Source organism: Labrys sp. KB_33_2, assembly GCF_052114505.1.
In the GTDB taxonomy this organism is placed as follows: domain Bacteria; phylum Pseudomonadota; class Alphaproteobacteria; order Rhizobiales; family Labraceae; genus Labrys.
Genome location: NZ_JBFREW010000005.1, coordinates 146,601 through 162,647, shown reverse-complemented (window position 1 = coordinate 162,647; position 16,047 = coordinate 146,601). Strand labels below are relative to the sequence as shown.

Genomic DNA, 16,047 nt, shown 5'->3' with positions numbered 1-16,047 from the left:
GAAGCGCCAGTAACCGCAAAGACGATCTGGCCAATCGGTTGGATTGGCGTGGAAACAAAGAGTTGGAGCAAAATGCCGTTTCCGATTAACGCATTTTGCTCCGAGAATCGGAGAGAGCAGATGAGTGTGATCACGGACCTGGATCGCTGGATCGAGCGGCAATATCCCATTGCCGTCAGGAACATGCAGCTTGCAATCTCCGCCACGGCCACTGTGAAGGAACGGCCGGGCTTCGGCCAAAGCATCACGCCGAAAAGAGGGTCGGTGGTGGCATCGCCCGTGCCGGCCTCCTACGATCCGGATCCCGATTATTTCTTCCACTGGTATCGCGACTCGGCCGTGGTGATCGACGCGCTGCGACAGATCGACCCCCGCTGGCTCGACAGCGAGACGGCAGCGGCCCATTTCTGTGATTTCGTGGATTTCAGCCTGGGTCTCGATGATATCCGCACCGATCCGGGCAGGGCGCTGCAACCCGGCTGGCGCGACCGCGTCAGTCCGGATTTCGAACAGTTCCTGCGCGACGACGCCGATCTCGCCGCGCATACGGTGCGGGGCGAGACGCGGGTCAATCCGGACGGCCGCCTCGACATTTCACGCTGGAACCGTCCGCAATATGATGGCATCGCAGCCCGAGTGCTGACGGTGCTGCGCTGGAGCAACCACCGTGGTTTCGGCGTTCGGCACGATGCGAACATCGCAACCTTGCTGGACGAGGATATCCGCTTCGTCCTCGCCCATTGGCGTGAGCCGAGCTACGACATCTGGGAGGAAGAAAAGGCGCATCACTACTACACGCTGCGCATCGAGGCGGCGGCACTGGAGGAGGGGGCCTCCTGGCTGGCGGCGCAGGGCGATGCCGGGGCCGCGCAGCGCGCCCGGGCGGATGCCGCCGAGATCCAGGGCCGTCTCCACCATTTCTGGCAACCCGAGGAGGGGTTCTACCGTTCGCGCCTGACCGAGGACGGCAAGCCGACACCGAAGGACCTCGATATCGCCGTCATCCTCGCTTCTATCCATGCCGGCGGTGCCCTGCCCACCCATTCGCCGCACGATGCCCGGATGGAAGCGACGCTGGATCGCCTCGATGCGATCTTCGAAGAGGAGTATGCGATCAACCGTGGCCGGCCGGAAGGGCGCGGCATTGCCCTCGGCCGTTACCGGGGCGACGAATATTACTCCGGCGGGGCCTACTATTTCTCGACGCAGGCGGCAGCCGAATTCTGCTATCTGCGCGCGGCCGCCCTGCGGGCGGAGGACCCACAAGCAGCCGATCGCCTGAAGGCGCGGGGAGATGCCTATCTGGAGACCATCCGTGCCTTCACGCCCGATGACGGCGAAATGTCCGAGCAGTTCGACCGGGTGACCGGCGAGCATACCTCGGCCAAGCATCTGGCCTGGAGCTATGCCGGCTTCATCACGGCGGTGGAGGCAAGGCGGAAGGCTGGGTGAGCGCTGGAGCAAATGCGATTTCCCTGAATCACATTTTGCTATAACTATTTGTTTTGACGCGTTTTCTTAATCGAAAAGTCTATCAACTTTTCTGGAAAACGCTCTATCCCAAATGGGACATGGCGCCGGCCTCGGCAGGACCTCTACGATATCGGGCAAGCCGCTGAGATAGCTTCGCATCGGAGGGGAACGCCTTGTCGAAAACGCTCACCACCACGCCGCGACAGGATGGTTTCCGCGCGCCCGGCGAGTTCGAGCCGAAAGCCGGTTGTTGGTTGATCTGGCCCGAACGGCCCGACACCTGGCGGCTTGGAGCCAAGCCGGCGCAAAAGCTGTTCGTACGTGTCGCCGCGGCGATTGCTGCAAGCGAGCCCGTCACCGTGATCGTCTCGGCGCGGCAATGGCGCCATGCCCGAGCATGCCTGCCCGATGCGGTGCGGCTGGTCGAAATGTCGAGCAATGATTCCTGGCTGCGCGACAGCGGCCCCAATTTCGTGGTCAACGACCAGGGCGAGGTGCGCGGTGTCGACTGGACCTTCAATGCCTATGGCGGGCTGAATGGCGGGCTCTATTTCCCCTGGGATCTCGATGACCAGCTCGCCCACAAGGTCCTCGAAATCGAGCGGATGGACCGTTACCGTTCCAGCCTGATCGCTGAGGGCGGGGGCCTGCAATGCGACGGGCAGGGCACGCTGGTCACCACCGCGCAATGCCTGCTCAATGCCAACCGCAACGGCCATGTCGGCCAGGCGGCGGTGGAACAGCAACTCGCCGACTATCTCGGCATCGACACCATCGTCTGGCTGCCGCGGGGTTTCGCCTTCGACGAGACCGACGGCCATGTCGACGACATCTGCTGTTTCGTGCGCCCCGGCGAGGTGGTGTTGAGCTGGACCGACGACAAGGACGATCCGCAATATGAGATCGTGCGCGAGGCCGAGGACGTGCTGCGCTCGGCGCGCGACGCCCGGGGAAGAGCGCTGAAAGTGCACAAGCTGCCCCATCCCCTGCCGATCGAGACCACGACGGAGGAAAGCGAGGGGGTGGACCAGGTCGAATTGAGCTGGGCGCGGCCGGCGGGCAATCGCATCGCGGCGAGCTACATCAATTACTATCCCGGCAACAGCGTGGTGGTCGTTCCCGAATTCGGCTGCGCTCTCGATCGCCCGGCCAAAGCCATCCTGGCCGAGCTTTTCCCCGACCATGCCATCGTCGGAATCGAGAATTCGCGCGAGATCCTGCTCGGCGGCGGCAATGTCGCCTGCATCACGCTGCCTGTTTATGCCGGTCGTCGCGCCTAGAGCCGGCTTCGGTCTGCCTGGATAATTCTCGTCATGATCTCAACGAGATGGGCACCTTTCCGGTCTGAGCGGACCGGAAACGCTCCCTAGACTGCAAAGGAGGTTCGCATGCGCTCCCTGCTTCGTTCGGTCGTCCTTGTCATATGTCTCGCCCTTATCGGCCTGGCTCCAGTCCGGGCGGAGGAGGAGAAAGTCGTCAACGTTTACAATTGGACGGATTACATCGCGCCCGACACGGTGGAGAAATTCCAGAAAGAGACTGGGATCAAGGTCGTCTACGACAATTACGACGGCAACGAGATGCTGGAGACCAAACTGCTCGCGGGCCGCTCCGGCTATGACGTGGTTTATCCCTCCGCCTTTCCGTTCCTCAGGAACCAGATCAAGGCCGAGACATTGCAGCCTCTACGGCGCGAGGCCATGCCCAACGCCGCCAAGGTGGACCCGAAGGTGCTGGCCCTAATCGCGCAGGCCGATCGCGGCAACCTACATGCTATGCCCTATATGGGTGTGACGGACGGCATCGGCTACAATATCGAGGCCATCAAGCGCCGGATGCCGGATGCGCCCGTCGACTCCTTCGCCATGATCTTCGACCCGGCGATCGTCCAGCGTTTCGCCGATTGTGGCGTTGCCATGATCGACGCGCCGACGGAGGTGATTCCCATGGCGCTGGCTTATCTCAAGCTCGATCCGCACTCCACCGCACCCGATGACCTCGCCAAAGCCGAAGCTCTGCTGAAGAAAGTGCGGCCCTCCATCCGCTATTTCCATTCCTCGCGCTACATCAATGACCTGGCCAATGGCGACATCTGCCTGGCGCTGGGCTGGTCCGGCGACATCCTGCAGGCCAAGACGCGTGGTGCGGCGGCGGCCAAGCCGGTCACGGTGGCCTATGCCATTCCGCGAGAGGGCACGCTGGTGAATTTCGACACCATGGCCGTGCCCAAGGATGCGCGGCATCCCGACAATGCCATGCGCTGGATCGACTTCAATCTGCGGCCCGACATCGCGGCCGCCAATTCCAATTTCATATCCTATGCCAATGCGGTGCCCGAAGCGCGGCCACTGCTCACCGAGGCGATTGCCAAGGACCCTGGCATCTATCCGCCGGAGGAGGTGAAGGCCCGGCTGTTCGTGGTGACCAATTCCGACGTGGCGGTGCTTCGCCGTCAAACCAGGGCGTGGACGCGGATCCTGACAGGGCAGTGAGCCTGGCTTGAGACGCCGCGTCAAAGCATGCGTCTGTCGCCCCCGCCGGCGAGCAGTTCGACCTGGGAATGGACGCCCAGCTTGGCATAGACGCTCTTGATGTGATTGCGCACCGTGCCCGGCGATATGGCGAGCGTGCGGGCGATGGTCTTGGCGCAGCCGCCATCCATGAGGAGGTCGAGAATCTGGCCCTCCCGGGGACTGAGTTCGACGCGGTTGGCGGTTCCCCTGATCGAAGCGCCAGACTGCCAGAGCTGCCAAAGCCGCCCCAGCACGAGCCGGACGGCATCGCCGGCGCCTTCAGCGAGGGCAAGGTCGGCAGGGATGAAGCCGGGGCTGCCCATATGGCGGAAGAAGGTCACGTAGCCGGCGACGCCGGGGGAGAGATTGAACACGCCGGTGATCTCGTCGATGGTCCGCGACGGCAGGTAGAAGTCCCGATAATAGGGCGTCCTCTCGAAGTGGAAAGCGTCGAAGCTGGACAGCGGCAGCAGGAAGTCGTCCTGCGTGGCGGCGAATTTCTGGAAGAAGGGATCTTCGCGAAAGAGGCCCCTGTCATATTGGCGGTTCCAGCGGTCGGGCCGCTCGCCGTCTATGGTCACGCAGGCGCCTTCCCGCAGATAGAGGCCGACATGGCAGCTGTCCGCAGCCAGCAGATCACGGGCAGTCGGCGCAAAGCGACCCGCAAGTTGCGCCGGGGACGTCGCGACGATCGCCTCGGCGAGGCCGCGGTTCCACTGCGCAAAGCGGGAGAAGGGGAGCCCTGATTCCATGGGATGGCCATCGCATGTTCTTCGAGTCTGCCAAGAACATGGCATAAAGTCCTGCGGGCTCAAATCGGTGCGGATGAGCCGGCTGGCCTCGGCAAGCCCTCACTCCATTGCCATGCTGTGGTCCATCTCCGGCGGCTTTGCTGCCTTTCTCAGGAAGAAGACCAGCGGCATCGCAGCCAGCGTCAGCAGCATCATCAGCTTGAAATCGTCGATATAGGCGATGATGGTCGCCTGATGGGTGACCATCCCGTCGAGCATGGTCTGCCCTGCGGCGCTCATCGGATCGATCACCTTCGCCCGGGTCATGTCCTGCAGGGTCTGGTTGTAGGGGGTGATGTGGGCGACGATATCGGCGTGATTGGCTTGGGTTTTTTCGGTCAGCAGGGCGGCGGTCATGGAAATGCCGACGCTGGAGCCGATGTTGCGCGAAAGGTTGTAGAGGCCGGTGCCGTCGCCGCGCAGGCTGGCATCCAGGGTCTGGAAGGTCACTGTGGTGAGCGGTACGAACAGGAAGCCGAGGCCGGCGCCCTGGACGAAGCCGGTGACGATGATCTGCCATTGCGAGATATCGGGGGTCCAGCCGGTCATGTCGTAGAGCGACCAGGCGGTCAGGCCGAAGCCGATCAGCAACAGCACGCGCGTGTCGAGCTTTCCGACCAGGCGGCCGACGATGAACATGCAGACCATGGTGCCGATGCCGCGCGGCCCCATCACCAGGCCGGCGGTCACCACGGGATAGCCCATCAGTGATTGCAGATAGGGCGTCATCAGCGCCATGGCGGCGTAATAGGTCAGGCCGACCGCCGAGATGAGCACCACCCCGACCGCAAAATTGCGGTCGACGAACAGGCGCGGCTTCACGAAGGGTTCCTTGCCCGTGAAGGTGTGGACCAGGAAGATGTAGAAGGTGCCGATGCAGATCAGGGCCTCGAGCTGAATCTCGCCCGAGGAGAACCAGTCGAGCTGTTCGCCGCGATCGAGCAGCACCTGCAGGGCCCCGATGGCGATGGACAGCATGCCGAAGCCGAGCCAGTCGAGCTTGACGGCCGTGCTGCTGCGGGTCTCGGTGACGAAGGCCATCACGCCGAGCATGGCGACGAGGCCGATCGGCAGGTTGATGTAGAAGATCCACCGCCAGGAAATGTGGTCGGTCAGCCAGCCGCCGATGACGGGGCCGAGTACCGGTCCCACCATCACGGCGACGCCGAACACGGCCATGGCCCCGCCGCGCTCCTCGGGCGTGTAGATGTCGAGCATGATAGCCTGGGCCAGCGGCACCAGGGCGGCGCCGAACACGCCCTGCATCAGGCGGAAACCGACGATCTGTATCAGGGACTGGGCCATGCCGCACAGCATGGAGGCGACCACGAAGCCGATGATGGAGACGAGCAGCAGGCGCTTGCGGCCGAAACGGGCCGCGAGGAAGCCGGAGGGCGGCGTCATGATCGCCGCCGCCACGATATAGGAGGTCAGCACCCAGTTGATCTGGTCCTGGCTGGCGGAAACACTGCCCTGGATATGCGGCAGGGCGATATTGGCGATGGTGGTGTCGAGCGCCTGCATGATCACTGCCAGGATGACGCAGGCGGTGATGGCGCCGCGATTGGCGACCGTGGGAGCCGGGCGGGCAGGGCTGGGTATCGGGCCGGCGCTCGCGGTGGCGGATGCGCTCATGGCGGGCCTCGTTCGCAACGATATGGGACTATGGTGATGAAATAATTAGGTGCTCAAAGGGCGGGCCGGCGCGCAGGAAGGCGCGGCGGCTCTGTCGTCAGCCGGCGCTCGGCTTGGCCTGGCCGAACCAGCTCGTCACGAAGCTGGGCAGGCCGCGGGCGTGGCCGGTGTCGACACCGACCACTACGCTCATGCCCAAACGCAGGCTTGGTTTGTCGGGCGCAGGATCGATGCTGATGCGCATGGGAATGCGCTGGACCACCTTCACCCAATTGCCGGAGCTGTTCTGTGCCGGCAGCAGGGAAAAGCTCGAGGCGGAGGCCGGGCTGATGGTCTCGACCTTGCCGGTCCAGGTCACGCCCGGATAGGTGTCCACCGAAATCTCGACCGGCTGGCCGGGTTTGACATAGGTGAGCTCGGTCTCCTTAGGGGTCGCATCCACCCAGACATTGGTGGTGGAGACCAGGTTGAAGGCGCGCTGGGAGGCGTTGAGATAGGCGCCGCGCTGCAGGGCGTCGACATTGGTGACGATGCCGTCGAAGGGAGCTCGCACCACGCTGTCGCCGAGATCGCGCTTGGCATTGTCGACGGCCGATTGGGCCTGGAGGTAGAAGGGGTTCTTTTCCACCGGCAGGGAAGCGTCGCCGCCGAGCTGGGCCAGCATGGCCTGGGCATTGGCCTCGGCCACGATGACCTTCTGGCGCGCCGCGTCGAGATCGTGCTTGGCCTGGTCGAAGGTCTGCTTGGAGGCGGCGCTTGAAGCCTGCAGATCCTGCTGGCGCTTGAACTGGGCTTCGTAGAAGGGAATGTCGGCCTTGGCCTGGACGATCTGGGCCTCGGCCTGGGCGTAGCTCGCCTGCAGGGTCAGAACCTGGTTGCGCACGGTGCCGAGCTGCGCTTCCGCCCCTTCCAGCGCCGTGCGGTAACTGTCGGGACGGATGCGGTAGAGCACGTCTCCCTTCTTGACGGCCTGGCTCTCGACGACGTCGATCTCCACCACCGTGCCCGCGACATCGGTCGATATGCCGACCATCGCCGCCTGCACATAGGCATTGTCCGTCTCCATCACCTGCCCGCCGGTGACATAGAAGTAGCCGCCAGCCACGACGGCGATCGGCAGCAAGGCAAACAGCAGGGGACGGGTCAGCGAGCGCTTGCGCATCTTGGCCGGCTGCGGCGTGGATGTGCCCTGATTGGCCTTGTCGCCGGCGAGCCGGTCGATCTCGACAGGGCTTTCGAGTTTCTGGGCCTGGTTACTGCCATCAGCCATGATTTGCCTCCTTGTCGTCGACCGGCTGGCGGCAGGCTTCGAGAAGGTTGGCCTTCATCTGCGTCAGGGTGTCGAGTAATTTCACGCGGTCTTCGTCCGGGATGGACGCCAGGGCCTCGGCCCGGGTCCTGTCGCCGACAGCGCGCATCTCGGCGAGAATGGGATGGGCGGCCGGCGTCAGGAAAAGCAGCCAGACCCGGCGGTCGGATGCATGCTGGCGCCGTTCGATCAGCCCACGCGCTTCCAGCTTGTCGAGAATGCGCACCAGGGTGATCGGCTCGATCTCGAGCAGTTCGGCAAGCCCGCTCTGATGGATACCCTCGCTGCGGGAGAGAAAGGCGAGCGCCTGCCATTGCGAGCGCGTCAAGCCGATATCGCCGGCTTGCTGTTCGAAGCGTTTGCGCATCAGGCGGGCGACGTCATGCAGGATGAAGCCGAGGGTGGGCGGGTTGAGCATATCTAGAGCATGCCGTTCTAATTATAAGCTTGCTTATGTTTGTGTATGATTATAACAAGGATGCCTCAAATGCAATCGGGCAGATGGGTACGAACCGCAAAATGCCTGCTGATCACGCAAGATTTGATCGAAGCCGGGTACTGACAGGGGCTGGCCTGTTTTGCGCGGCCTTGCTTGCCCTGGCGCTCGGCACCGATCCGGCGGTTGCTGCCCCGCGGTTCGTCAGCTGCGGCGGCGCGGCCATGCTGGGAGGAGCGCTGCTCAATTGCTCTCACCTGGCGCCGACCAAGCCGGCGCAACTGTGCAATTTCAGCTGGAGCCTCCTGCAGGTCGGCAACGTCCCGCAGGTGGTGAGCGGATCCTTCCTCCTGCCGCCCGGCGCCAACAACGCCCAGGTCTATCAGGGCGCCGGCTATGTCGCCGCCCTGGCATCGCCGATCATCCTATGCCAGGACCAAAACTAGCGTTCCCGGTCCGCTTTCGGGCGCTGGCCTCGCTATTGCCTCCACAACGCCCCAAAACAGCCCCCTTTGGTTCACACGCCATACAAGTCGGCCAAGCTATCGCTTAGGTTGTACTCACAGGCCATGAGCCGTTCGAGCTCGGCCCACGCCGGGTGGAAACCAAGAGGGCCAGATCAATGTCCGCGACATTCCGCAGCGCTTGTGCGCTCCTGTTCATTCTGCTTGCAGCGAGTTTGCCGCTGCAACCAGCCCGGGCACAAAGCCAGGGTGAAAAGCGCATTGCCCTAGTCATAGGCAATGCCGACTACAAGGCCGGGCCGTTGGCGACCAGCGCCAATGATGCGGGCCTGATCGCCCAGACCCTGCAGGCTGCCGGGTTCGACGTCACCGGCGCCCGCGATCTCGACCAGGATTCGCTGCGCAAGGCGTTCCGCGAGTTCCTCGACAAAGCCTCCGCATCGGGACCCGACACGGTGGCTTTCGTTTATCTCGCCGGTTATGGCCTGCAGTCGGAAGGGCAGAATTATTTCGTGCCCGTCGACTCCGCCATTCAGACGCCTGCTTCCATACCAGCCGAGGCGGTGCGGCTCTCCGATTTCATTCGGCCGCTTGGTGCCTTGCAGTTGAAGGCCAGTATCGTGGTGGTCGATGGTGCGCGTGCCAACCAATTTGCCCGCGGTGACCAGCCCCTCGCAGGTGGCCTGGCGCTCGTCGATGCCGAGCCCAATGCCCTGATCGCCTTCAACGCGGCCCCCGGCACGGCGGCGCCGCCCGAGCAGGGGCCGTATGGCGCCTATGCGCAGGCTCTCGCCGAAATGATGCGCACGGGGGGGCTGCCGATTAACGACGTATTCGACCGCACCCGGTTGCGGGTGAGCGAGAAGACCAACGGCGCGGTGCTGCCCTGGAGCGCGTCGAAGCTCGGCGCCCCCTTCAGTTTCTTCGACCGTGCGGCTGATGCACCGGCCCCGCAGGTTTCGCTTGAGGAAGACAGGGCGATGCAATCCAAGCGCATCGCCGATTTCGACGCGCGTGATGCCTATGTCGCCGCCGTCGACCGGGATACTATGCAGGGCTACCAGGATTTCCTGACCGCCTTTCCGCGTGATGCCATGGCCAAGCGCGTGCGCGCCATCGTGGCGGCCCGGCGCGAAGCCATCACCTGGCATGAGACCTGGAAGCGCGATACGCCGAATGCCTATTGGTCCTATCTCAAGCGCTATCCGCGCGGCCCCCATGCCTGGGATGCCCGCCGCCGGCTGAGATATCTGTCCGCCGCGATCGAGCCGCCGCCGACCTTCGACGTGATCGAATATGACGTGCCGCCGCCGCCCGAGGTCGAGGTGGTCTATGTCGAACGGCCGGTGATCATTTTCTCCGACCCCGAATTCGATCTGCCGCCGCCTCCACCGCCGCCGGTGATCTTCCTGCCGCCGCCGCCCCGCGATTTCGTGGAATTGCCGCCACCGCCCCCACCGATCGACGACTATGTGCTGCCGTCGCCGCGCTATGTGGCGATGCCCGAATGGGTACGGCCGCCGCGCTATGTCGAGCCGCCGCCGCAGAATTTCATCTTCAACAACATCCACAATGCCACCATCATCAACGAGACGCTGGAGGCTCCGCCGGAGCGCATGCGGCCCCAAGAGGGCGAGGGTGGCCTGACGACCGGGGAGAAGGCAGCCGGTGCGGCGATCGCCATCGGTGCAGCGGCCGCCGCCGCTCGCGTTGCCCTGCCGCCTTTCCTGCGCAATCGCGGGGGACGGGGTGGGCAACCTGGGATGACGCAGCCAGTCGTGGCGCCACAGCCGGGTGAGGTCGGCGTGCCGCCGGTACCAGGTGCACCGCAACAGCCTGGGCGCCTGCTGCCGGGTCAGGCTCAGCCAGGGCGGACCCAGCCAGGGCAAGCACTCCCAGGTCAGGCTCTCCCCGGAAAAGGCCAGCCTGGACAATTCCTGCCGGGCCAAGCCCAGCCGGGCCAGGCCGCACAGCCTGGAGAACTCAAGCCGGGGCAGACCCAACCTGGCCTCAAACCCGGCCAGGCTCAGCCTGGAAAGGCGCTGCCCGGCATGAACGGCGAGGCCCTGCCGCTCGACAACGGCAAGCCGCCGCTCGCTGGCAAGCCGCTGCCGGGCCGTCTGCAACCTGGCGGCAAGGCGGCCAAACCCGGCCAGCTGGGCCAGCCCTTGCCGGGCACCCAGCCCGAAGGACAGCCTGACCAGGCGCAGCCCGGCCAGCCTCTCCCCGGACAGAAGGGGCGCCTGCGTCCCGGCGGCCGGCAACAGCCTGATGGCACGGCCTTGCCCGCGGGACAGCCACCGGCCACCGATGAGAACCAGCTCGGCAAGCCTTTGCCGAAGGCAGGCAGTCAGCAGCAGCCGGGTCCCGGCCGCAAGAAGCCACAAGGGCGCCAGCCCCAGGATGGCGGCGCGCCGGCGCCGGTGCCTGGTGCCGCACCCGACGGGCAGGCCTTGCCCAATGCAGGCGGTGCGCCGCCGCAGCCGGCCGGCCGCAAGCGTCGTCCAGCGCAGGACGGTCAGGGCTTCGGCCAGCCGCTACCGCCCGCTGGCCAAGCCTTGCCGGATGGCAGCGGGCAGATGCAGCCGCTGCCGGGGCGTCGGCGTCCGCAGAACCGGCAACCCGATGCCGGTCCCGGCCAGCCGGATGCGCCGGTCCAGCCGGCTGGCCGCCGCCCGCGCCTTCAGACCCAGCCGGATGGCGGGTCTGGTGACAATGGCGCGCCGCCACCGCGCCAGAAGCGCCTGAATCCGGCATCCGCGCCTGAAATGGCACCGGCCATGAATGCGCAGCCTCGCATGAACCGGCAGCCGCCCGCACCGCGCGCCCAGCCGGAATTCGGCGGGCAGGCCCCCCGGCCGATGCAACAGATGCGGCCGCCGCCGGGCGAACGCGGCCCGGCTCCCGCCGGCGGCGGGCGCCAGCGTCGGTGCGGCACGCCAGGGGCGCCGCCCTGTGAATGAAGCCTGACAAGGAAAACCGCCCGGCTCGCGCCGGGCGGTTTTGCTTCTGGCCAATGCGTCTTGCGATGCAGCCTTGTCATGCCAAGTCTCGAAGATACTGGTGCGCCCTGGCCTTGGACACCTGATGATTTTCGATACCAAATCAAAGATTTGGCGAAAACCATCAGACGGAACCAAGGGTCATCGAACTCTTGGCATCAGAAGCCGCTGACGACATAGCCCCCATCGACCGGCAGCGTAGTAGCGGTCACGAAGATCGAGGCGGGGGAGGCAAAGAACAGGGCGGTGCCAACGAGATCGTCGACGGTGCCCCAGCGCTTGAGCGCCGCCTTATTGGCGATCTTTCCGGCCGGCACCGGGTCGGACCACAGGGGCTTGGTCATGTCGGTGCGGTGATAGCCGGGCGCAATCGCGTTGACTCGGATGCCTTCGGGCCCGAATTTGTGGGCGAGGGCCCGGGTGAGCCCCATGATGCCGGTCTTGCTGGCGCAATAGGCTGGCACGCTGTCATCGGCGAGATAGCTCAGCATCGAGGCGAAGTTGATGATGGATCCTTGTGATTTCACCAGCAGGGGGTGGGCCGCCATGGCGAGGCGCATGGCGCTGTTCATGTTGACGTCGATGACTTCGAGATAGGTTTCCTCGGTCCATTCGGCTTCGGGGCGGGCGATGCCCTGGGCATTGACCAGCACGTCGAGCGCCGGCAGGGCCGCAAAGAAGCGGTCGACCGCCGCCTTGTCGCGGACGTCGAGCTGTTCGAAACGAATGGAGCGGTCGCCATTGGCGGCTTTGGCCGCCGCCAGGCGCGCCTGCGTGGACCCCGTCGCGATGACATTGGCACCGAGGCCGGCAAAGCCCTGGGCGATGGCCAGGCCGATGCCGCTGGAGCCGCCGGAGACCACGACGGTCTTGCCTTCGAATAGGCCGGGACGGAAGGCGGAGAGCACGTCCTGCATGATTGTTTCCTTCAAGCCAGAGAGTTTTCCAGAAAAGTTGATCGACTTTTCGATTAAGAAAACGCGTCAAAACAAAGAGTTAGAGAAAAATGACGATTGGAGAAAAGTCATTTTGCTCTGGGGAGGGGGGACCAGGCGGCGGTTCAGCCTTGCTGCAGCCGGTCGAGATCGTCGTAGAGCGCCTGGGAATGGCGATAGAGGCGGTCGAACATCGGCTGCATGCGGGCATAGGTTTCCGCCCAGGCCGGGTCGGGCAGGACCTCGGCGCCATAGCGTACGAAATGGGCGACGGCGTCCTCGACCTTGCCGAAACGCCCGAGGGCGGTTGCCGCCATCGCGGCACAGCCGACGAGGCCGCATTCGGTTTCCTCGGGTACCAGGATCGGCACGTTATAGGCGCTCGCCTTGATCTTGAGCCAGAGTTCGGTCTTGGCACCGCCGCCGGAAGCGACCACGCGCTCGAGCTTCTGGCCGGTGGAGGCCTCCATCACGCGGATATGGCGATTGACCGCGAAAGCCACACCTTCGAGCGTGGCGCGATGGAGATGGGCAAGGCCATGCTTGGCGCCGATGCCGAAAAACTGGGCGCGGGCATTGCGATGCGCGCCGAGCCGCTCGCCGGCGAGGAAGGGCAGGAAGAACAAGCCTTCGGCACCGGCCGGGGCCTCGGCTGCCTTGGCGACGATGTCGCCATAGGACAGGCTTTTCTCGTGGAAGGCGCGGCGGGCCCAACGCATGGCATCGCCGCCGGTCTCCAGCAGCGTGAAAGGGCCCCAATGACCCTCGACGGTGCGGACATTGCAGATCTCTGGATCGAGCAGCGGCTCGCCCGTCACCAGGGTGATGATGGAGGAGGTGCCCATCACGTCCGATGCCGTACCGGGATGGACGACGCCCGAGCCGAGCACCGCCACGGGATAGTCGGCCCCGCCCACCAGGACGGGCGTTCCCTCGGCAAGGCCTGTCTCCAGGGCGGCGCCCTCGGTGACATGCCCGAGAATGTCGAGCGGCGAACGGATCGGCGGCAACTTGGCGGCGTCGAGGCCGAGGCGATCGATCATCGCGTTCGACCAGGTCCCGCTTGTCGGATTCATCAGGAAGCTGCAGGAGGCGTCGCCCTCGTCCATGGCGATTTCGCCAGTGAGCCGCAGATTGATGTAGTCCTTCGGCATCAGCACGGTGGCAGCCGCCCGATAGGCATCCGGATCGTTGTCGCGCAGCCAGGCGAGCTTGAAGCCGGGCCAAGCCGGCGTCGGTGGATTGCCGCTTTCGGAAAGATAGGAGGCGGGCGGGTTGTCCCGCTCGAAGGCCGCCACCAGGCCTGCCGTGCGCTTGTCGTTCCACAAGGGCGCGGTGTCGCGGGTGAGGTTGCCGTGGCCGTCGACCAGCACGGTGCCATGCATCTGGCCGCAGGCGGCGACGGCCTGGATCCTGGCGGCGGCGCCAGCATGGCGTTCGAGCACGGTGCGGATGGCGGAGACGGTGCCGGCCCACCAATCGGCGGGGCGCTGTTCGGCCCAGCCGAAAGCCGGTACGATCTGGTCATATTCGCTGGCGGCGATCTCCAGGATGGCACCATTGCCGGCCTCGACCAGGGCAGCCCGGGCACTGCCGGTTCCGACATCGATGGCCAGGATGAGATCCTGCGTCATGGGTGTGTCCTCGGCTCGCTTTTTAAAAGGGACGGGCGGGATATGGCGCGGCCATCGCCTGTGCATTTTTGGGAGTGATGCTACACGTTTTTCGGCGGGTCAACCGAAAATTCCGACAAATTCATGCTGCGCTGCAGCAAAATATCCCAGGTATCTTGCCGAGGCGAGATGAAATATGTAGCATTGCTACAAAATTGCCACTTATGCTGATATCGTCGGCAAGCCCTGAGGAGAGCGCGGACATGGCCAACAATCCCATTGAGCAGATCGAGGCGATCGGCGTGGTGCCGGTCATCGCGATCGACGATCCCGCCCATGCGGTTGCCTTGGCCGACGCCTTGACCGCTGGCGGCTTGCCGATCGCCGAGATCACCTTCCGCACCAGGGCCGCTGCAGAAGTGCTGGCCATCCTGCGCGACCAGAGGCCGGATTTCCTGGCCGGCGCCGGAACGGTGCTGGATCTGGAGTCGGTCCAGGCCTGCAAGGACAATGGCGCGAGTTTCGCCCTGTCTCCCGGCTTCGATGCCGAGATCGTCGTTGCCGCCAAGGCCATCGGCCTGCCTTTCGCCCCCGGCATCATGACGCCGACGGATCTCACGCTGGCGACGCGTGCCGGCCTTCGCCTGTGCAAGTTCTTCCCGGCCGGTGTCGCGGGGGGGCCGAAGGCCTTGGAGGGGATCGCCGCTCCCTTCAATCATCTCGGCGTTCGCTTCATCCCGACCGGCGGCGTCACGCTGGAGACCATGAGCGACTGGCTCAAGCATCGCTTCGTCGCGGCCGTCGGCGGGACCTGGATCGCCAAGCCCGAAGACATCAATGGCGGCAAATTCGCGGAGATCACCGCCAAGGCAAAGGCTGCCGTCGAGCGTGTCAAAGCGATCCGGGCGGGTGCAGCATGAGCGGCTACCAGCCGGCGACGCAGCCGACGCTCTATTTCATTGGCGTGACCACGACCAAAAGCTCGATCATGCGCGTCTTCCCGGCCTGGGCAGAGCACCTGGGCCTGAAGGATGCCGTGATCAAGGGCATCGATTTTACCCTTCATGCCGACCCGGCCGCCTATCGCGAAGCGGTCGCCTTCATCAAGGCCGATCCCTTCTCACTGGGGGCGCTGGTCACCACCCACAAGATAGACCTCTACAAAGCCTGCCGGGACCTGTTCGACGAAGTCGACGATTTTGCCTTGCGCATGGAGGAGACGAGTTGCCTGTCCAAACGCAACGGGCGCCTGATCTGCCACGCCAAGGACCCGATCTCTTCCGGGCTTGCCCTCGACAATTTCATTCCCAAGGGACATTTCGAACGCACCGGCGCCGAACTCTTCTCGATGGGGGCGGGTGGCTCCACCATTGCCTTGACCTGGCACATGGTGCGTGAGGAGCGCGGCGCCGACCGGCCGTCGCGCATCGTGGTCTCCAATCGCAGCCAGCCGCGCCTCGACGAGATCCGGCGCATTCATGAAGAGATTGGCATGCCCGTGCCGGTCGACTATGTGCTCGCCCCCGATCCTGCTGACAATGATGCGGTCACCGCCGCGCTCAAGCCGGGCTCGGTGGTGATCAATGCCACCGGCCTTGGCAAGGACGCTCCTGGTTCGCCCCTCACCTATGCGGCGGTCTTTCCGGAGCGCGCCATCGTGTGGGATCTCAACTATCGCGGCGATCTGGTCTTCCTCGACCAGGCCCGGCACCAGCAGGCGGTGCGGCATCTCCAGATCGAGGATGGCTGGACCTATTTCCTGCATGGCTGGACCCAGGTAATCGCCGAGGTCTTCGACATCAAGATCCCCACCTCCGGTCCCTCCTTCGAGCGGCTGGGCGAGATCGCCATCGCCGCTTCCAAGGGGTAGGGAGAA

Annotated in this window: 13 protein-coding genes; 7 read left to right on the top strand and 6 right to left on the bottom strand. The window is 64.7% G+C overall.

Annotated elements, in window-relative coordinates; genetic code table 11:
- Positions 1-120 precede the first annotated feature (120 nt).
- The 3 genes from AB4037_RS11145 (at position 121) to AB4037_RS11135 (ending at position 3,965) form a co-directional block, all read left to right on the top strand.
- Entirely contained in the window at positions 121-1,452 is a 1,332-nt protein-coding gene (locus AB4037_RS11145) for a glycoside hydrolase family 15 protein (RefSeq protein ID WP_441771559.1), read from the top strand.
- Between the two features lie 194 nt (positions 1,453-1,646).
- A complete protein-coding gene (gene aguA, locus AB4037_RS11140) occupies positions 1,647-2,753 on the top strand; it encodes an agmatine deiminase (protein WP_441771558.1) in 1,107 nt (368 codons plus the stop codon).
- A 108-nt stretch (positions 2,754-2,861) separates the two neighbouring features.
- A complete protein-coding gene (locus AB4037_RS11135) occupies positions 2,862-3,965 on the top strand; it encodes a polyamine ABC transporter substrate-binding protein (protein ID WP_441771557.1) in 1,104 nt (367 codons plus the stop codon).
- Positions 3,966-3,985: 20 nt separating this feature from the next.
- On the opposite strand, the gene AB4037_RS11130 is transcribed toward AB4037_RS11135, so the two are convergent.
- The 4 genes from AB4037_RS11130 to AB4037_RS11115 form a co-directional block, all read right to left on the bottom strand.
- A complete protein-coding gene (locus AB4037_RS11130) occupies positions 3,986-4,738 on the bottom strand; it encodes a response regulator transcription factor (RefSeq protein WP_441771556.1) in 753 nt (250 codons plus the stop codon).
- A gap of 99 nt (positions 4,739-4,837) precedes the next feature.
- Positions 4,838-6,412, bottom strand: coding sequence for a DHA2 family efflux MFS transporter permease subunit (locus AB4037_RS11125; protein WP_441771555.1), 1,575 nt, complete (start codon positions 6,410-6,412; stop codon positions 4,838-4,840).
- 97 nt (positions 6,413-6,509) lie between these two features.
- A complete protein-coding gene (locus tag AB4037_RS11120; protein WP_434959898.1) occupies positions 6,510-7,682 on the bottom strand; it encodes an HlyD family secretion protein in 1,173 nt (390 codons plus the stop codon).
- A complete protein-coding gene (locus tag AB4037_RS11115) occupies positions 7,675-8,139 on the bottom strand; it encodes a MarR family winged helix-turn-helix transcriptional regulator (protein WP_441771554.1) in 465 nt (154 codons plus the stop codon). The genes AB4037_RS11120 and AB4037_RS11115 overlap by 8 nt, the downstream gene beginning before the upstream one ends.
- 101 nt (positions 8,140-8,240) lie before the next feature.
- On the opposite strand from AB4037_RS11115, the gene AB4037_RS11110 reads away from it, so the two are divergent.
- Together AB4037_RS11110 and AB4037_RS11105 are read left to right on the top strand one after the other, a co-directional pair.
- A complete protein-coding gene (locus tag AB4037_RS11110) occupies positions 8,241-8,603 on the top strand; it encodes a hypothetical protein (RefSeq protein ID WP_434959896.1) in 363 nt (120 codons plus the stop codon).
- A gap of 176 nt (positions 8,604-8,779) precedes the next feature.
- Entirely contained in the window at positions 8,780-11,584 is a 2,805-nt protein-coding gene (locus tag AB4037_RS11105) for a caspase family protein (protein ID WP_441771553.1), read from the top strand.
- A gap of 197 nt (positions 11,585-11,781) precedes the next feature.
- Here the strand turns inward: AB4037_RS11105 and AB4037_RS11100 are convergent, their stop codons facing one another.
- Together AB4037_RS11100 and AB4037_RS11095 are read right to left on the bottom strand one after the other, a co-directional pair.
- Positions 11,782-12,540, bottom strand: a complete 759-nt coding sequence (locus AB4037_RS11100) for an SDR family NAD(P)-dependent oxidoreductase (RefSeq protein ID WP_434959894.1) — start codon at positions 12,538-12,540, stop codon at positions 11,782-11,784.
- Positions 12,541-12,683: 143 nt separating this feature from the next.
- Positions 12,684-14,192, bottom strand: a complete 1,509-nt coding sequence (locus tag AB4037_RS11095; protein WP_441771552.1) for a xylulokinase — start codon at positions 14,190-14,192, stop codon at positions 12,684-12,686.
- Between the two features lie 242 nt (positions 14,193-14,434).
- Here AB4037_RS11095 and AB4037_RS11090 point away from each other — a divergent pair, with 242 nt between their 5' ends.
- Positions 14,435-15,091 carry a bifunctional 4-hydroxy-2-oxoglutarate aldolase/2-dehydro-3-deoxy-phosphogluconate aldolase gene (locus AB4037_RS11090; RefSeq protein ID WP_441771551.1) on the top strand — a complete coding sequence of 219 codons (657 nt, stop codon included), beginning with the start codon at positions 14,435-14,437 and terminating at the stop codon, positions 15,089-15,091.
- Positions 15,088-16,041, top strand: coding sequence for a shikimate dehydrogenase family protein (locus tag AB4037_RS11085; protein ID WP_441771550.1), 954 nt, complete (start codon positions 15,088-15,090; stop codon positions 16,039-16,041). The genes AB4037_RS11090 and AB4037_RS11085 overlap by 4 nt, the downstream gene beginning before the upstream one ends.
- The last annotated feature ends 6 nt before the right edge of the window (positions 16,042-16,047 follow it).